This is a genomic window from Bradyrhizobium sp. WSM471, assembly GCF_000244915.1.
Classification (GTDB): domain Bacteria; phylum Pseudomonadota; class Alphaproteobacteria; order Rhizobiales; family Xanthobacteraceae; genus Bradyrhizobium.
Genome location: NZ_CM001442.1, coordinates 2,598,744 through 2,613,613, shown reverse-complemented (window position 1 = coordinate 2,613,613; position 14,870 = coordinate 2,598,744). Strand labels below are relative to the sequence as shown.

Below are 14,870 nucleotides of genomic sequence, written 5' to 3'. Positions count from 1 at the left end.
CAGGGGATGTTTAGCCGATCAGGCAGGCTGCGCAACCGCCCGCTGGACCGGTTTCTCCACGATTGGAAGATTGATCAGCGCCGAGACCACGCCGAACAGGATCGAGAGCCACCAGATCGGCATGTAGGAGCCGAACCGCTCGAACACGATGCCGCCGAGCCAGACACCGAGGAAGCCGCCGACCTGATGGCTGACGAAGGCGAAGCCATAGAGGGTGGCGAACCAGCGCGTGCCGAACATGATTGCGACTAGCGCCGAGGTCGGCGGCACGGTCGACAACCAGGTCAGGCCGGAGACCGCGCCGAACGCAATCGCCGAGAACGGGGTGATCGGGAACGAGATGAAGGCAAGCGTCGCAAGCGCGCGGGTGAAATAGATGGCCGAGAGGATGTAGCGCTTGGGCAGGCTGTTCTGGAGATACCCGACGCTCAGCGATCCCATGATGTTGAACAGACCGATCGCCGCGATCACCCAGCCGCCGATTTGCGTGGAGATGCCGCTATCGACCAGGAAGGCCGGCAGATGCACCGTGATGAAGGCAAGCTGGAAGCCGCAGGTGAAGAAGCCGAGCACCAGCAGCACGTAGGAGCGATGGCCGAAGGCTTCCGCGAGCGCTTTGGTGAAGGTCTGCTGGTCCGCAGGCGCCGCCTTTGCCGTGCTTGCGACCGGCGGCGTCGAGAGCGCCAGCGCCAGCGGGATGATCAGCAGCATCAGGAAGCCGAACACCGTGAGCGCCTGCTGCCAACCAAAATTGTCGATCAGAGCCACGCCGATGGGCGCGAACAGGAACTGCCCGAACGATCCCGCCGCAGTGCCGGCGCCGAGCGCAAGGCCGCGTTTCTCGGCCGGCAAGAGCTTGGTAAATGCCGACAGCACCAGATTGAACGAGCAGCCGGCGAGACCGAAGCCGACCATGACGCCGGCGCCGATGTTCAGCGATAGCGGCGTCGAGGAATAGCGCATCAGGAGCAGGCCGCCGGCATAGAGCAGAGCGCCGACGCACATCACCCGGAACAGGCCGAAGCGATCGGCGACCGCGCCGGCGACGGGTTGGCCCAATCCCCACAGCAAATTCTGAAACGCGATCGCGAGGCCGAACACATCGCGGCCCCAGGCATATTCATGGCTCATCGGCTGCACGAAGAAGCCCAGCGCCGAGCGCGGGCCGAAGCCGAGCATCCCGATCGCGCAGCCGCAGAGAATGATGATCGCCGGCGTGCGCCAGGAGGAGGAACGGGAGACCGAACCGAGCTCGCCCATCTGTGTCGACATGCTGTTCCTCGTGCATCGTCGCGGATTCGCAAATGGCAGCCGCGAGCCAGCTCGTTTAATGCATCTGCATGAAACCCCCAAGTCAAAAACGAATGCATTCCGTGAAGAGCTGGCGCGGGAGCATTGCATTTCCTCGCGGCCTCAGCCGACGCGCCGAAGGGGGCCGACTTGACGGAAATGTGTGCGGCGAGATCTAGCGGCTCCCAACGCGGCGTGTTATCTTCTATTTGCTCATATCGAGCATATTAAAATGATTTCCGGCCTGTCGGCCGGATTTCTCAGGCTCTGTATATGCTCAGAATGAGTATAAATGACATGCACGGGAGGCTTGGATGCCGCTAACTGGAATTTACGGCCCCGACGACTTTGCCAACCGGCCGCAGGGCCACGTCATCACGCCGGCACGGCCCGGGCAGGCGCGAACCGGACCTTCGCTGCCGATGCCTTCGCTGGAATGGACTCCGGAGGTCGAGCGAGCCACCGCACCGCTCTACGAGCGCGTGAAACACGTCATCCCGCCGATCGAATGGCCGCTGATGGCCCCGACGATCAAGGCGATCAACGAACTGAAGCAGGCCCGGGGCGCGGTGATCCTCGCGCACAATTACCAGGCGCCGGAGATCTTCCACTGCGTCGCCGACATCGGCGGTGATTCGCTCCAGCTCGCGGTCGAAGCCACCAGGGTGAAGGCCGGCATTATCGTCCAGTGCGGCGTGCACTTCATGGCGGAGACGTCGAAACTGCTCAATCCGGACAAGACGGTGCTGATTCCTGATACGCGTGCCGGCTGCTCGCTCGCCGCCAGCATCACCGGCGCGGACGTCCGCCTGCTCCGCGAAAAATTTCCCGGCGTGCCTGTCGTTGCCTATATCAACACCTCCGCGGAGGTGAAGGCCGAGGTCGATATCTGCTGCACCTCGTCGAACGCGGTCCAAGTGGTCGAAAGCCTCGGCGCACCAAGCGTGATCTTCCTGCCCGACCGCTATCTCGCCACTTACGTGGCCTCGAAGACCGACGTGAAGATCATCGCCTGGAAGGGCGCCTGCGAGGTGCACGAGCGCTTCACCGGCGCCGAGCTGCGCAGCTACCGCGAGGCCGATCCCTCCGTACAGATCATCGCCCATCCCGAATGCCCACCGGACGTGCTGGCCGAGGCCGACTTCACGGGCTCGACCGCGCACATGATCAACTGGGTGCGCGAGCGGCGGCCGCGGCGGCTGGTGATGATCACGGAATGCTCGATGGCCGACAATGTCCGCGCCGAGCTGCCCGATGTGGAGATGCTGCGCCCCTGCAACATCTGCCCGCACATGAAGCGCATCACGCTCGCCAACATTCTGGAGAGCCTGCTGACGCTTCGTGAAGAGGTGACGATCGATCCCACGCTCGCGGACCGCGCAAGGCGCTCGGTCGAGCGGATGATCAATTTGAAGAATTGAAGGCAACTCCCAACCACAAACACAATCGTCGTCCCGGACAAGCGAAGCGAAGCGGAGCGAAGATCCGGGACCCATAACCACAGGGCGTGGGTATTGGCAGGCTGGCAGCTCCAGCTTGCCGCAACAACCCGCAGTCGGGGTTATGGGTCCCGGCCTTCGCCGGGACGACAGTTGAGAGCCTGGAGAAAGCTATGACAACAAATACCATCCACACCCTCCCCCGCTCCGACGACGTCGTCATCGTCGGTGGCGGCCTTGCCGGATTGTTCTGCGCGCTCAAGCTCGCGCCGCGGCCCGTGACATTGATCTCGGCCGCGCCGCTCGGACAGGGCGCGTCGTCCGCATGGGCGCAAGGCGGCATCGCCGCGGCAATGGCTGAAGGCGATACGCCGGAAGCGCACGCCGCGGACACGGTTGCCGTTGGCGGCGGCATCGTCGACGAAGCTGTCGCACTCGGGATCGCGCGCGAGGCCGCGCCGCGGATTCACGACCTGCTCGCCTATGGCGTGCCGTTCGACCGCGATCTCGGAGGCAGGCTCGCAGTCGGGCGCGAAGCCGCACACTCGGCGCGGCGCATCGTGCATGTGCGCGGCGATGGCGCGGGCGCCGCCATCATCGCGGCGCTGGGCGATGCCGTGCGGCGCACACCGTCAATTCGACTGATCGAAGGTTTCGTCGCCGAAGCACTGCTGACCGACGACGGCGCCGTCACCGGCCTTCAATTGCGCGAAGCGGGCAATTTCGCCGCACGGCCGGTCCTGCTCGCCGCGCGCACCGTGGTGCTGGCCACGGGCGGCATCGGCCATCTCTATGCCGTCACCACCAATCCGCGCGAGGCCAGCGGATCCGGTCTTGCGATCGCCGCACGCGCGGGCGCGGTGATTGCAGATCCCGAGTTCGTGCAATTTCACCCGACCGCCATCATGGTCGGCCGCGATCCCGCGCCGCTCGCCACAGAAGCGTTGCGCGGCGAAGGCGCGACGCTGATCAACGGCCATGGCGAGCGCTTCATGGCCGCGCGCCATCCGCTCGCCGAGCTCGCACCGCGCGACATCGTGGCTCGCGGCGTGTTCGCGGAGATCTCGGCCGGACGCGGCGCCTTCCTCGATGCGCGGCAGGCGCTGGGCGGACGTTTTGCCGACAAATTCCCGACCGTTCATGCAAGCTGCATCGCCGCCGGCATCGACCCCGCCACGCAGGCCATCCCGATCGCACCGGCGGCGCACTATCACATGGGCGGCATCGCGGTGGACGATCGCGGCCGCAGCTCGATCGACGGGCTCTGGGCCGGCGGCGAAGTGTCGTCCACCGGCGCGCACGGCGCGAACCGGCTTGCTTCGAATTCGCTGCTGGAGGCCGTGGTCTACGCCGCGCGCATCGCCGACGACATCGCCGGCCGCACCATTGCCTCGCCCGCGCGCCTTGCGGACGGGCCGACGCCGCGGGACGGCGCGCCGGATGCTGCGGCCGTGAAGCGGCTGCGGATGCTGATGAGCACCCATGTCGGCGTGATCCGCGACGGTGACGGGCTTGCGGACGCAGTTCGCAACTTCGCCACGCTCGAACGCGAGGCCACGAGCATCGCGGTCAGCAACATGGCAACGGCAGCCCTGCTCGTGGCGGCGTCGGCCTGGAACCGGTGCGAGAGCCGCGGCGCGCATTTCCGCTCCGACCATGCCGCGGACGTGCCCGCCCTGGCGCAACGCACCATGACCATGCTCACGGCGGCACACGAGATCGCGGACAGCCTGACCGAACGCCAGATACCGCGAACCGCGCAACCCCTGATCGCCTGACGGAGTCTGCCATGATCACCCCGACCTCTCTGCTCTATCCCGACGCCTTCCTCTCCCCGCTCGCGCTCGACGAGGCCGTGCTGCGCGCGCTCGATGAGGATCTCGGCCGCGCCGGCGACATCACCTCGCTTGCGACGATTCCCGAATCAACGAAGGCGCAAGCGATCCTGGTCGCACGGCAATCCGGCGTGATCGCCGGCTTGCCGCTGGCGCTCGCCACCTTGCAAAAGCTTTCGCCCGACATCGAGATACGCGCGCATGTTCGCGACGCCGCGCGCGTCGCCCGCGGGCAGCAGGTGCTGACGATCTCGGGGCCGGCACGCGCCATCCTCACGGCGGAGCGGACCGCGCTGAATTTCGTCGGCCGCCTGTCGGGCGTCGCGACGCTCACGGCGGACTATGTTGCGCGCACCGAGGGCACCCGGATGCGGATCTGCTGCACGCGAAAGACCACGCCGGGCTTGCGCGCGTTGGAGAAATACGCGGTACGCTGCGGCGGCGGGTTCAATCACCGCTTCGGGCTCGACGACGCGATCCTGATCAAGGACAACCACATCGCGGTTGCCGGCGGCATCCGGCCCGTGCTGGAGCGCGCCCGCGCCCATGCCGGCCATCTCGTCAAGATCGAGATCGAGGTCGACACGCTGGCGCAGTTGCGCGAGGTGCTCGACACCGGCCTTGCCGACGCCGTGCTGCTCGACAACATGGACATTGCGACGTTGCGCGAAGCGGTCAGGCTCAACGAGGGACGCCTCGAACTGGAGGCATCCGGCGGCGTCACCCTGGACTCGATCGCAGCGATCGCGGCGACCGGCGTCGACTACGCCTCGTCCGGCGCGCTGACGCATTCGGCGCCGAATTTCGACTGCGCGCTGGATATCGAGGCGTGAGGGCTACCGCCGCTCGGTTGCGCCCATCTCGGCGGAGCTCTTGGCTTCCTGGATGAGCTCGGCGGATAGCGCAGCGGTCTGCGCTGGCGTCCCCCAACTCGGTTCCTCGCTGCCGTCGCCCCAGGCGCGTGGGCGATAGAAGGTGTGGACGCCGGTCTTGTACATCTTCTTCATCTCGGCGACCCAGGACGGGCGCACCCAATAGGCGTGGTAGTGCGTGGACTTGCCGACCTCGGGCAGCCAGATCTGGCCGTCGAGCATGGCCTTCGAGATCTTTTTCGCACGCTCCCACATCTCGGGCTCGCGGATCACGTCGGCATTGTTGTCGCAGGCAAAGGTGAACTGGCAGGCGAGATGGCGGTGCTTGTTCTGATAGACCGCGCCGCACACGGTGTCCGGATATTTACCGGAGAACACGCGGTTCATCACCACCTGCGCAACCGCCATCTGGCCGCGCACGGCCTCGCCGCGGGACTCGAAATAGACGGCTTCCGCGAGGCATTTTTCAGACTTCGCGCGCGACTTGTCGTCGAGTGCGAGCCGCTCCGCCGGCGATCGGGCGCGCTGGTTGTCGACGTTGACCTCGCCCTTCGACGCGACGCTCTCGCCGCTCTCGATATCCTTCGCAATATCCTCCGACGGCGGCGACAGCGAGGCCGTCACCTTCATGTCGGGGTCGGGCATCACGATCAGCGGCTCCGCACCGGGCTGCCAGCTCTCGATGCTCTCGACGTTGCCTCCGAGCGAGGAGCTGCCGAAGAACAGGTTCGAGGTTTTGACGCGGAATGGATCGCGTGGCGGTGCAGCCGGAATGGTGGCCTGCTTCAGGGCTTCGAGCGGCTGGAGCGCGAGCGAGCGCGCAGCGTCGCTGGGTTGTGGCGCACTGGTGTATTGCGGCAGCGGCGGCGCGCGCAGCGCTTCCGCAAGTTCGGGATCGAGCGCGGCCGCGGACTCCGGCGACATCGCCTGTGGCAACGCGACGGTCTTGGCGCCGAACACCGAGCTGTTCGACGTCGCGGGATCTTCCTGCGCGGGCGCTGCCGTCGGCGCGCCGGCTCCGGGGGCCTGCGTCGGTGTAATCGTTGCGAGCCGATCACCTTTCATGGAGCGATCGACCTTGGGAAAATCGGCGGCCTGGTAGCGCGGCGGCGCCTGGAGCGCCGGATTGCGGCTGATCGCGCCGGTGACGTCGCGACCGTCGAGGCTCGCGAGGCGAACCATCGCACTCAGCGGAACCGAAGTGCCGATCGGCCGGGAAAAACTGTAGGTGGCGAGTTGTATGGAGGACGCAGCAGAGAACACCTGCTTCTGCCAACGCTCCGCGACGCCGGGTTGGCGCGCCAGCAGCGAGGCAATGTCCTGATAGCCGGTCTCTCTCGGCATCAATGCGAAGATGCAGAGACCGATGCCGAAGGACGCGAACCGCGCGCCCTTCGGATGGGTACGCAACAAAAACATCGATACGCTCACGCTACGCTTACGCTAGAAAATCGAGCCGCAGTACATCCGTGCAATTCGATCTTTCTCGTGAGTATCTAATTTAGGTTGCCGGGGCGTTAATCGGCGTGGCGCATGCGGCACACGCAAGCAATCGCAGGTGTTTTCACGGGGGTGATTGCATGCGTGGTAAATGTCCGCTGACGGGACGCGGTAAATATCTGGTCAACGCGAATGGTGAAGGAACTCTTGCGCGCACGTGTCATTGCGGGACGCGCGGTTCGGTTCCATCGCTACATCAACACCCGCTGTTCTGCCCCGCGAAGGCGGGGCATCCAGTACGCCGCGGCTTCTGCGTTCAAGCACTCACGTCTCGGCGTACTGGATCGCCCGGTCGAGCCGGGCGATGACAGCGAGTGTGTGGTGATCGCAAATACGATGTGGCAGCCGTCAAGCCTCAAAATGAAAGAGGCGGGGTTTTGCCCCGCCTCTCTCGCTCTCAACATTTCAACTCGCCGCTCCGCTTATGCCTGGCTCGCGATCGCCTTGCCGAGCGCAGCTTGCGCGGCGGCGAGGCGGGCGATCGGGACGCGGTAGGGCGAGCAGGAGACGTAGTCGAGGCCGATCGCGTGGCAGAAGGCGACGGAGGCGGGATCGCCGCCGTGCTCGCCGCAGATGCCGACCTTGAGCGAGGCGCGCGTCTTACGACCGCGTGCGACGCCGATCTTGACGAGCTCGCCGACGCCTTCCTGGTCGAGCGCGACGAAGGGATCGATCGGCAGGATGCCCTTGGACACGTAGGTGCCGAGGAAGCTCGCGGCATCGTCACGGCTGATGCCGTACGTCGTCTGCGTGAGGTCGTTGGTGCCGAACGAGAAGAACTCGGCGCTCTCCGCGATCTCGGCCGCGAGCAGGCAGGCGCGCGGCAGCTCGATCATGGTGCCGACTTGATAGGTCAGCTTGGTGTTGGTGTCGCGCATCACCGCCTTCGCGGTGGAGTCGATGCGCGCCTTGACGAGGTCGAGCTCCATCTTGGTGGCGATCAGCGGCACCATCACCTCGAGGCCGACGGCCTTGCCGGTACGCTTCTCGGCCTCGACCGCCGCTTCGAAGATCGCGCGCGCCTGCATCTCGGCGATCTCGGGGTAGGCGATCGCGATACGGCAGCCGCGGAACCCGAGCATCGGATTGAACTCCGACAGCTCGCGCGCGCGGTCGGCCAGGCGCCGCGGGTCGGTGTTCATGGCGCGCGCCACTTCCTCGACCTCGGCATGGGTGTGCGGCAGGAACTCGTGCAGCGGCGGATCAAGCAAGCGGATCGTGACGGGCAGGCCCTTCATGATCTCGAACAGCTCGACGAAGTCGGCGCGCTGCATTGGCAGCAGCTTTGCCAGCGCAGCGCGTCGCGACTGCTCGTCCTCGGAGAGGATCATCTCGCGAACCGTCCGGATGCGCGTCTCCTCGAAGAACATGTGCTCGGTACGGCAGAGGCCGATGCCTTCCGCGCCGAACTTGATCGCGGTGTGCGCGTCCTCCGGCGTGTCCGCGTTGACGCGCACGCCGATCTTGCGGACCTGGTCGGCCCATTTCATCAGCGTGCCGAACTCGCCGGACAGCTCGGGCTCGATCATCGGCATGCGGCCGGCGAGCACCTGGCCGAGCGAGCCGTCGATGGTGATGACGTCGCCGGTCTTGAAGGTGCGCGAGCCGATGCTCATGGTGCCGCGGCCGTAATCGACCCGGATGGTGCCGCAACCGGAGACGCAGGGCTTGCCCATGCCGCGCGCGACCACCGCAGCATGCGAGGTCATGCCGCCGCGGGTGGTCAGGATGCCTTCGGCGGCGTGCATGCCGTGGATGTCTTCGGGGCTGGTCTCGATCCGGACCAGAATCACTTTGCGTCCGTCGGCCTGAAGCTTGGCCGCCTCGTCCGAGGAGAACACGATCTCGCCGGAGGCCGCACCCGGCGAGGCCGGCAGGCCGGTTGCGATCACGTCGCGCTTGGCGTTGGGATCGATGGTCGGATGCAGCAGCTGGTCGAGCGAGGCGGGGTCGATCCGCGTAACCGCTTCCTTCTTGGTAATCAGGCCTTCATTGGCGAGCTCGACCGCGATGCGCAGCGCCGCCTTGGCCGTGCGCTTGCCGCCGCGGGTCTGCAGCATCCAGAGCTTGCCCTGCTCGACCGTGAACTCCATGTCCTGCATGTCGCGATAGTGCTTCTCGAGCAGCGTGTAGATCCGCGTCAGCTCCTTGAAGGCCTCCGGCATCGCCGATTCCATCGACGCCTTGTCGGAGCCCGAATCCTTGCGTGCTTCCTCGGTGATGTCCTGCGGGGTGCGGATGCCCGCCACCACGTCCTCGCCTTGCGCGTTGATCAGGAACTCGCCGTAGAGCTTGCTCTCGCCGGTCGAGGGATTGCGCGTGAAGGCAACGCCGGTCGCCGAGGTCTCGCCCATGTTGCCGAACACCATGGCTTGCACATTGACCGCGGTGCCCCAGGATTCCGGGATGTCGTGCAGCCTGCGGTAGGTCACCGCGCGGGCGTTCATCCAGGATGAAAACACCGCGCCAATCGCGCCCCAGAGCTGGTCGTGCGGATCCTGCGGAAAATCCTTGCCGGTTTCGCGCGCGACCGCGTCCTTGTACTTGCCGACCAGATCGACCCAGTCGTCGGCGGTGAGATCCGTGTCGAGCGTGTAGCCCTGGCTGTCCTTGAAGGTGTCGAGGATCTCCTCGAAATGATGATGCTCGAAGCCGAGCACCACGTCCGAATACATGGTGATGAAGCGGCGATAGCTGTCATAGGCGAATCGGCGATCGCCCGACAGTTCCGACAGCGCTTCCACGGTCTCGTCGTTGAGGCCGAGATTGAGCACCGTGTCCATCATGCCCGGCATCGAGGCGCGGCCGCCGGAACGCACGGACACGAGCAGCGGGTTCCTGGAATCGCCGAAGATCTTGCCGGTCAACTTGCCGACATGGTCGAGCGCCTTCTCAACCTGCGACTTCAATTCCTTCGGGTAGGACTTGTCGTGCGCGTAGAAGTAGGTGCAGACCGAGGTCGGAATGGTGAAGCCCGGAGGCACCGGCAGGCCGAGATTGGCCATCTCGGCGAGGTTGGCGCCCTTGCCGCCGAGCAAATCGCGCATCTCCGCTTTGCCCTCGGCCTTACCGTCGCCGAACGTGAACACCCACTTGCCGGCCTTGGCCGCAACAGGCGCCGCCTTGCTCGGTGCCGGCTTCACGGCGACTTTCGGCGCAACCGGCTTCGTCGGTACCTTTGCAACAGCCTTGGAGACAGCCTTGGCGGCAGGCTTCACAGCCGGCTTGGCAGCAGCCTTGGCAGCGCCCTTGGCCACGGGCTTCGGGGCGCGCTTGGCAAGTGCCTTGCGGGCCGCCGGCGCGGCTTTCGCCTTTCCGGAGGACTTTGATTTCGCTGGCATTTTCGCTGGAGTTTTCGAGGCGGCTTTGGCCATAGCTTGCACACAACCTGCGAGAGGAATGGGTAATTGCGCGCCTTACACCACTTTGGGCAGGTCCGCGCAAGTCGAAGAGTTCCGTAGAATGAAGGCCTAGAGATGGAGCCACTTCAACAATCCGAGCCCGATCGCACCATTTACGATGAGAAAAATCGCGACGATCAGGTTCAGGAGGCGCGGCATGATCAGGATGAGCACACCCGCAAGCAGAGACAGGATCGGCGAGATGTGGGCGACGGTGATGTGCATGAATTTTCTTTCCGTGGGGTGGGGGCGAATCGCGGCGGGATCATAGCGGACTGGGTTCCGCGGGTAGAGACGCACTGAGCCCACGCGAGTTCCCGGCTTCGCGAAAACTGCCCGAAAATGCCGCGAATGCGGCGGGCATTGTCCGGAACATCGCGAAGACGCATGCATTGGCAACCGGTCGCGCCATTGGCGCTTCCCGAAAACCTTCTCGAAGGAGTTGCCCATGCGGAACAGGATTCTTGCTCTTGCAGCGCTCGCGGCCGCGATCGGCTCGCCCCTTGCGGCGCAGGCGCAAAGCAGCGTCACCGTGGGACGCGCGCCCGTCGTCGTCGACAGCGGCCCGACCATTGCGGTCGAGCAGCGGCCGGCTTTCCGCGACTATGTCGTCGAGCAACGGGTGCCGGCTTTCCGCATCCCGGATCGCGTGGTGGTCGGTGCCACCTTACCTGAAAGCGGCGTCACCTATTATGACGTGCCGCAACGTTTCGGCGCCACCACCTATCGCTACACCGTCGTGAACGGCGAGACCGTGCTGGTCGAGCCGCGCTCGCGGCGCATCGTCGAGGTGATGGACTAGCGTTTTCCGGAATCAACTAGGTGTCCGGCGCGTCACATCAATCAGGCTGACGCGAGCAATAGAGTCGGACATCAGGCCCCGCCCGGTCCTCCCCCCGCCGGGCGGGGCTTTTTGTGCTTTCGTCATTCCGGGGCGCGCGAAGCGCGAGCCCGGAATCCATCATGCGGCGCGTGATGTGGAGAAATGGATTCCGGGCTCGCGCCAAGTGGCGCGCCCCGGAATGACAGTGTTGGCGGCCGCAAGACCGCGCTCAATCCTGGATCTTTGAGAAATCCGCCACCGCGCGCGTGGCGCTGCGGATCTCGTTGAGCAGCTTCAACCGGTTCTCGCGCACCTTCGCATCCTCGTCGTTGACGCGAACTTTCTCGAAGAACGCATCGACCGGCGGGCGCAGCTTGGCCATCGCACTCATCGCAGCCGCGAAGTCTTCCTTGGCGACGGCAGCGCTGGCTTCCGCCTGCACTTCGCCGATCGCCTTGGCCAGCGCCTTTTCCTCGGCAAGGCCGTAGAGCGCAGCATCGGGCGCGCCTTCAAAGCTGCGCTTGTCCTTCTTCTCCTCGATGCCGAGGATGTTGCTGGCGCGCTTGATGCCGGCGAGCAAATTCTTGCCGTCCTCGGACTCGAGGAATTTGCCGAGCGCCTCGACGCGGCGAACGATCATCAGAAGATCGTCCTGGCCGCCGAGCGCGAACACGGCATCGACGAGATCGTGCCGCGCGCCCTGCTCACGGAGTTGGACTTTCAGACGGTCAGCGAAGAAGGCAAGCAGGTCGCTCGGAAGCTTCTGCGCATCGGCAGGCTTCAAGGACAAGCCGGCGAGCGCGGACGCCGCCACCTTCATGAGGGATAGACGCAGTCCGTTCTCGGTGATCAGCCTGATCACGCCCAGCGCCGCACGACGCAGTGCATATGGGTCCTTGCTTCCGGTCGGCTTCTCATCGATGGCCCAGAAGCCAATAAGCGTGTCGAGCTTGTCGGCGAGCGCCACTGCCACGCTGACCGGATCGGTCGGCACGCGATCGGCAGGCCCCTGCGGCTTGTAGTGCTCCTCGCAAGCCGCCGCGACGGAAGCATCCTCGCCCTGCGCCAGCGCGTAGTATTTGCCCATCAGGCCCTGCACCTCGGGAAACTCGCCGACGACTTCGGTCAGCAAATCCGCCTTCGCTAGATGCGCGGCGCGCGTCGCCTTGGCGACATCGGCGCCGACCAGGGGGGCGATCTCGGCAGCGAGGCGTTCGATCCGCTTGATGCGCGCGGCCTGGGTCCCGAGCTTCTCGTGAAACACGATCTGCTCGAATTTCGGCAGGCGGTCTTCCAGCTTCGTCTTCAGGTCCGTCTCATAGAAGAACTTCGCATCGGACAGGCGCGGACGGATCACGCGCTCGTTGCCGGCGACGATGGTCTTGCCGCCGTCGGGCGCCTCGATGTTCGCGGTGAGGACGAATTTGTTGGTTAGCTTGCCCGTCTTGGGATCTTTGACGACGAAGCATTTCTGGTTGTTGCGGATCGTGGCGCGGATCACCTCGTCGGGGATCGCGAGATATTCCGCTTCGAACGATCCCATCATGACGACCGGCCATTCGACCAGGCCCGAAACCTCATCCAGCAGCACCTGATCCTCGACCAGTTCGAACCCTTGCGCGAAGGTCAGCTCCTTGGCGTCGGCAAAGATGATGTCCTTGCGCGCCTGCGGATCGAGGATGACTTTTGCGGCCTTCAGCTTGGCTTCGTAATCCTCGAAGCGGCGCACGGAAATCGCGCTAGGCGCCATGAAACGATGACCGTAGGTGGTCTGGCCGGACTCGATGCCGTCCACCGAGAATTTGACGACATCGGGCTCTTCGGTCTCAGGCCCGAACGTCGCGGTGATCGCGTGCAGCGGGCGCACCCAGCTCAGCGAGCCTGGCTTGCCGGAGCGCGCGCCCCAGCGCATCGATTTCGGCCAGGGGAACGTGCGGATGATCACGGGGAGGATTTCCGCGAGCACGTCGATGGCGTCGCGGCCGGGCTTCTCGATCAGCGCGATGTAGAAGTCGCCCTTCGGGTCGCGCTGGATCTTGGCCTCGTCCAGCGACGTCAATCCCGTCGCTTTCAGAAACCCCTGCACGGCCGCATCGGCCGCGCCGATCTTCGGTCCGCGGCGTTCGGTCTTCAGGTCAGGCTGGCGCGCGGGGATGCCGTGCACGGTGAGAGCGAGGCGGCGCGGCGTCGCGAACGCCTTTGCGCCTTCGTAGACGAGACCTTCGGCGACGAGCTTGTCGGTGACCATGCGGCGCAGGTCTTCCGCCGCCTTGGCCTGCATGCGCGCGGGGATTTCTTCGGAGAACAGTTCAAGCAAAAGATCGGGCATCAGGCCGCTCCGCCCGCTTCAGTATGGATCCAGGCCTCGCCGCAAGCCTTTGCCAGTTCGCGCACGCGAAGAATGTAGCTCTGCCGCTCCGTCACCGAGATCACGCCGCGCGCGTCGAGCAGGTTGAAGACATGGCTCGCCTTGATGCACTGGTCATAGGCCGGCAGCGACATCAGATGCGCCTCGCGCTTGCCGTCCTTCCAGCCAGCTTCTAGGTACTTTCTGCACGCGCTTTCAGCCATCTTGAATTGCTCGAACAGCATCGCGGTGTCGGCGATCTCAAAATTGTGCTTCGAATATTCCCGCTCGGCCTGCAGGAAGACATCGCCATAGGTGACCTTGGCGTCACCGTCGCGGCCGTTGAAGTTGAGGTCGTAGACGCGATCGACGCCCTGCACGTACATCGCGAGCCGCTCGAGCCCGTAGGTGAGCTCGCCCGCGACCGGCGCGCATTCGACACCCGCGACCTGCTGGAAATAGGTGAACTGGCTGACTTCCATGCCGTCGCACCAGCACTCCCAGCCGAGGCCCCAGGCGCCCAGCGTCGGGCTCTCCCAATCGTCCTCGACGAAGCGAATGTCGTGCACGGCGGAATCGATACCGATCGCGGCAAGCGACTTCAGGTACAGCTCCTGAAGGTTCGGCGGCGACGGCTTCATGATCACCTGGAACTGGTAGTAGTGCTGCATCCGGTTCGGATTCTCGCCATAGCGGCCGTCCTTGGGCCGCCGCGAGGGCTGCACATAGGCCGCATTCCAGGGCTTTGGCCCGAGCGCGCGCAGCGTAGTCGCCGGATGGAAGGTACCCGCACCCATCTCCATGTCGTAAGGCTGCAGGATCACGCAGCCCTGCTCGGCCCAGAACCGCTGGAGCGCGAGGATAAAGCCCTGGAACGAGCGTTCCGGGCGCATATGGGCGGGCAAGGAGGCGTCCATCGTCAGATCGGGCTCTCGCGGGGGGTTGAATCGCGCGGGACCGTATCGACGGCAGGGGTGGGAATCAAGGCAAAGGGGGTGGAATGGCCGTCATTCCGGGGCGCCCGAAGGGCGAACCGGAATCTCGAGCTTCTCAGGTGCGCAACTGCGCACCCTAGTTCGATGCTTCGCATCGCCCCGGAATGACCGCGTATGAAAAGACGCCCGGCTAACCCGGCCGATAGGCTCCGGTCACGGGATCCTGCTTCAGCGTCTGGACGGCCCCCCTATGGGCGGCCTCAGCGACGCGCGAGAGGCGCATCTCCTCCAGCTCCTGGTTGATCCTGACAGCGGTCTTGTAGGCCCAGCGGACCACGGCAAGCCCGCCCAGGACGCCCGCGAATGCGACGAACGGCGGCATCGGTCGATCCTTGTCTATTGCTCAGCCCCCACGCGCATTCTTGCGC

At 65.2% G+C, this 14,870-nt stretch carries 11 protein-coding genes; 4 read left to right on the top strand and 7 right to left on the bottom strand.

Annotated elements, in window-relative coordinates; translation table 11 throughout:
* Nucleotides 1-18: 18 nt before the first annotated feature.
* On the bottom strand, nt 19-1,272 hold the full coding sequence (locus tag BRA471DRAFT_RS11245; RefSeq protein WP_007607185.1) for an MFS transporter: 1,254 nt from the start codon (nt 1,270-1,272) through the stop codon (nt 19-21).
* 332 nt (nt 1,273-1,604) lie between these two features.
* On the opposite strand from BRA471DRAFT_RS11245, the gene nadA reads away from it, so the two are divergent.
* From nadA to nadC, 3 genes are all read left to right on the top strand, one after another.
* Nucleotides 1,605-2,711, top strand: coding sequence for a quinolinate synthase NadA (nadA, locus tag BRA471DRAFT_RS11240; RefSeq protein ID WP_007607183.1), 1,107 nt, complete (start codon nt 1,605-1,607; stop codon nt 2,709-2,711).
* 191 nt (nt 2,712-2,902) lie between these two features.
* Nucleotides 2,903-4,507, top strand: a complete 1,605-nt coding sequence (locus BRA471DRAFT_RS11235) for an L-aspartate oxidase (RefSeq protein WP_007607181.1) — start codon at nt 2,903-2,905, stop codon at nt 4,505-4,507.
* Nucleotides 4,508-4,518: 11 nt separating this feature from the next.
* Entirely contained in the window at nt 4,519-5,397 is an 879-nt protein-coding gene (nadC, locus tag BRA471DRAFT_RS11230; protein WP_007607180.1) for a carboxylating nicotinate-nucleotide diphosphorylase, read from the top strand.
* A 3-nt stretch (nt 5,398-5,400) separates the two neighbouring features.
* Here nadC and BRA471DRAFT_RS11225 read toward each other — a convergent pair whose 3' ends face one another.
* The 3 genes from BRA471DRAFT_RS11225 to BRA471DRAFT_RS36775 form a co-directional block, all read right to left on the bottom strand.
* Nucleotides 5,401-6,855, bottom strand: coding sequence for a cell wall hydrolase (locus BRA471DRAFT_RS11225; protein ID WP_007607179.1), 1,455 nt, complete (start codon nt 6,853-6,855; stop codon nt 5,401-5,403).
* A 503-nt stretch (nt 6,856-7,358) separates the two neighbouring features.
* Entirely contained in the window at nt 7,359-10,310 is a 2,952-nt protein-coding gene (ppdK, locus tag BRA471DRAFT_RS11220) for a pyruvate, phosphate dikinase (protein WP_035973855.1), read from the bottom strand.
* 96 nt (nt 10,311-10,406) lie between these two features.
* Nucleotides 10,407-10,562 carry a DUF3096 domain-containing protein gene (locus BRA471DRAFT_RS36775; RefSeq protein ID WP_007607177.1) on the bottom strand — a complete coding sequence of 52 codons (156 nt, stop codon included), beginning with the start codon at nt 10,560-10,562 and terminating at the stop codon, nt 10,407-10,409.
* Nucleotides 10,563-10,785: 223 nt separating this feature from the next.
* Here BRA471DRAFT_RS36775 and BRA471DRAFT_RS11215 point away from each other — a divergent pair, with 223 nt between their 5' ends.
* On the top strand, nt 10,786-11,139 hold the full coding sequence (locus tag BRA471DRAFT_RS11215; protein ID WP_007594952.1) for a DUF1236 domain-containing protein: 354 nt from the start codon (nt 10,786-10,788) through the stop codon (nt 11,137-11,139).
* Between the two features lie 250 nt (nt 11,140-11,389).
* Here the strand turns inward: BRA471DRAFT_RS11215 and glyS are convergent, their stop codons facing one another.
* The 3 genes from glyS to BRA471DRAFT_RS11200 form a co-directional block, all read right to left on the bottom strand.
* Nucleotides 11,390-13,489 carry a glycine--tRNA ligase subunit beta gene (gene glyS, locus BRA471DRAFT_RS11210; RefSeq protein ID WP_007607176.1) on the bottom strand — a complete coding sequence of 700 codons (2,100 nt, stop codon included), beginning with the start codon at nt 13,487-13,489 and terminating at the stop codon, nt 11,390-11,392.
* On the bottom strand, nt 13,489-14,424 hold the full coding sequence (locus BRA471DRAFT_RS11205) for a glycine--tRNA ligase subunit alpha (protein WP_007607175.1): 936 nt from the start codon (nt 14,422-14,424) through the stop codon (nt 13,489-13,491). The genes glyS and BRA471DRAFT_RS11205 overlap by 1 nt, the downstream gene beginning before the upstream one ends.
* 208 nt (nt 14,425-14,632) lie before the next feature.
* Entirely contained in the window at nt 14,633-14,824 is a 192-nt protein-coding gene (locus BRA471DRAFT_RS11200) for a hypothetical protein (RefSeq protein ID WP_007607173.1), read from the bottom strand.
* Between the last annotated feature and the right edge of the window lie 46 nt (nt 14,825-14,870).

Excerpts from the sequence above, each read along its gene's own strand:
- BRA471DRAFT_RS11245 (WP_007607185.1), bottom strand. The coding sequence starts at position 1,272 with ATGTCGACACAGATGGGCGAGCTCGGTTCGGTCTCCCGTTCCTCCTCC.
- nadA (WP_007607183.1), top strand. The coding sequence starts at position 1,605 with ATGCCGCTAACTGGAATTTACGGCCCCGACGACTTTGCCAACCGGCCG.
- BRA471DRAFT_RS11235 (WP_007607181.1), top strand. The coding sequence starts at position 2,903 with ATGACAACAAATACCATCCACACCCTCCCCCGCTCCGACGACGTCGTC.
- nadC (WP_007607180.1), top strand. The coding sequence starts at position 4,519 with ATGATCACCCCGACCTCTCTGCTCTATCCCGACGCCTTCCTCTCCCCG.
- BRA471DRAFT_RS11225 (WP_007607179.1), bottom strand. The coding sequence starts at position 6,855 with ATGTTTTTGTTGCGTACCCATCCGAAGGGCGCGCGGTTCGCGTCCTTC.
- ppdK (WP_035973855.1), bottom strand. The coding sequence starts at position 10,310 with ATGGCCAAAGCCGCCTCGAAAACTCCAGCGAAAATGCCAGCGAAATCA.
- BRA471DRAFT_RS36775 (WP_007607177.1), bottom strand. The coding sequence starts at position 10,562 with ATGCACATCACCGTCGCCCACATCTCGCCGATCCTGTCTCTGCTTGCG.
- BRA471DRAFT_RS11215 (WP_007594952.1), top strand. The coding sequence starts at position 10,786 with ATGCGGAACAGGATTCTTGCTCTTGCAGCGCTCGCGGCCGCGATCGGC.
- glyS (WP_007607176.1), bottom strand. The coding sequence starts at position 13,489 with ATGCCCGATCTTTTGCTTGAACTGTTCTCCGAAGAAATCCCCGCGCGC.
- BRA471DRAFT_RS11205 (WP_007607175.1), bottom strand. The coding sequence starts at position 14,424 with ATGGACGCCTCCTTGCCCGCCCATATGCGCCCGGAACGCTCGTTCCAG.
- BRA471DRAFT_RS11200 (WP_007607173.1), bottom strand. The coding sequence starts at position 14,824 with ATGCCGCCGTTCGTCGCATTCGCGGGCGTCCTGGGCGGGCTTGCCGTG.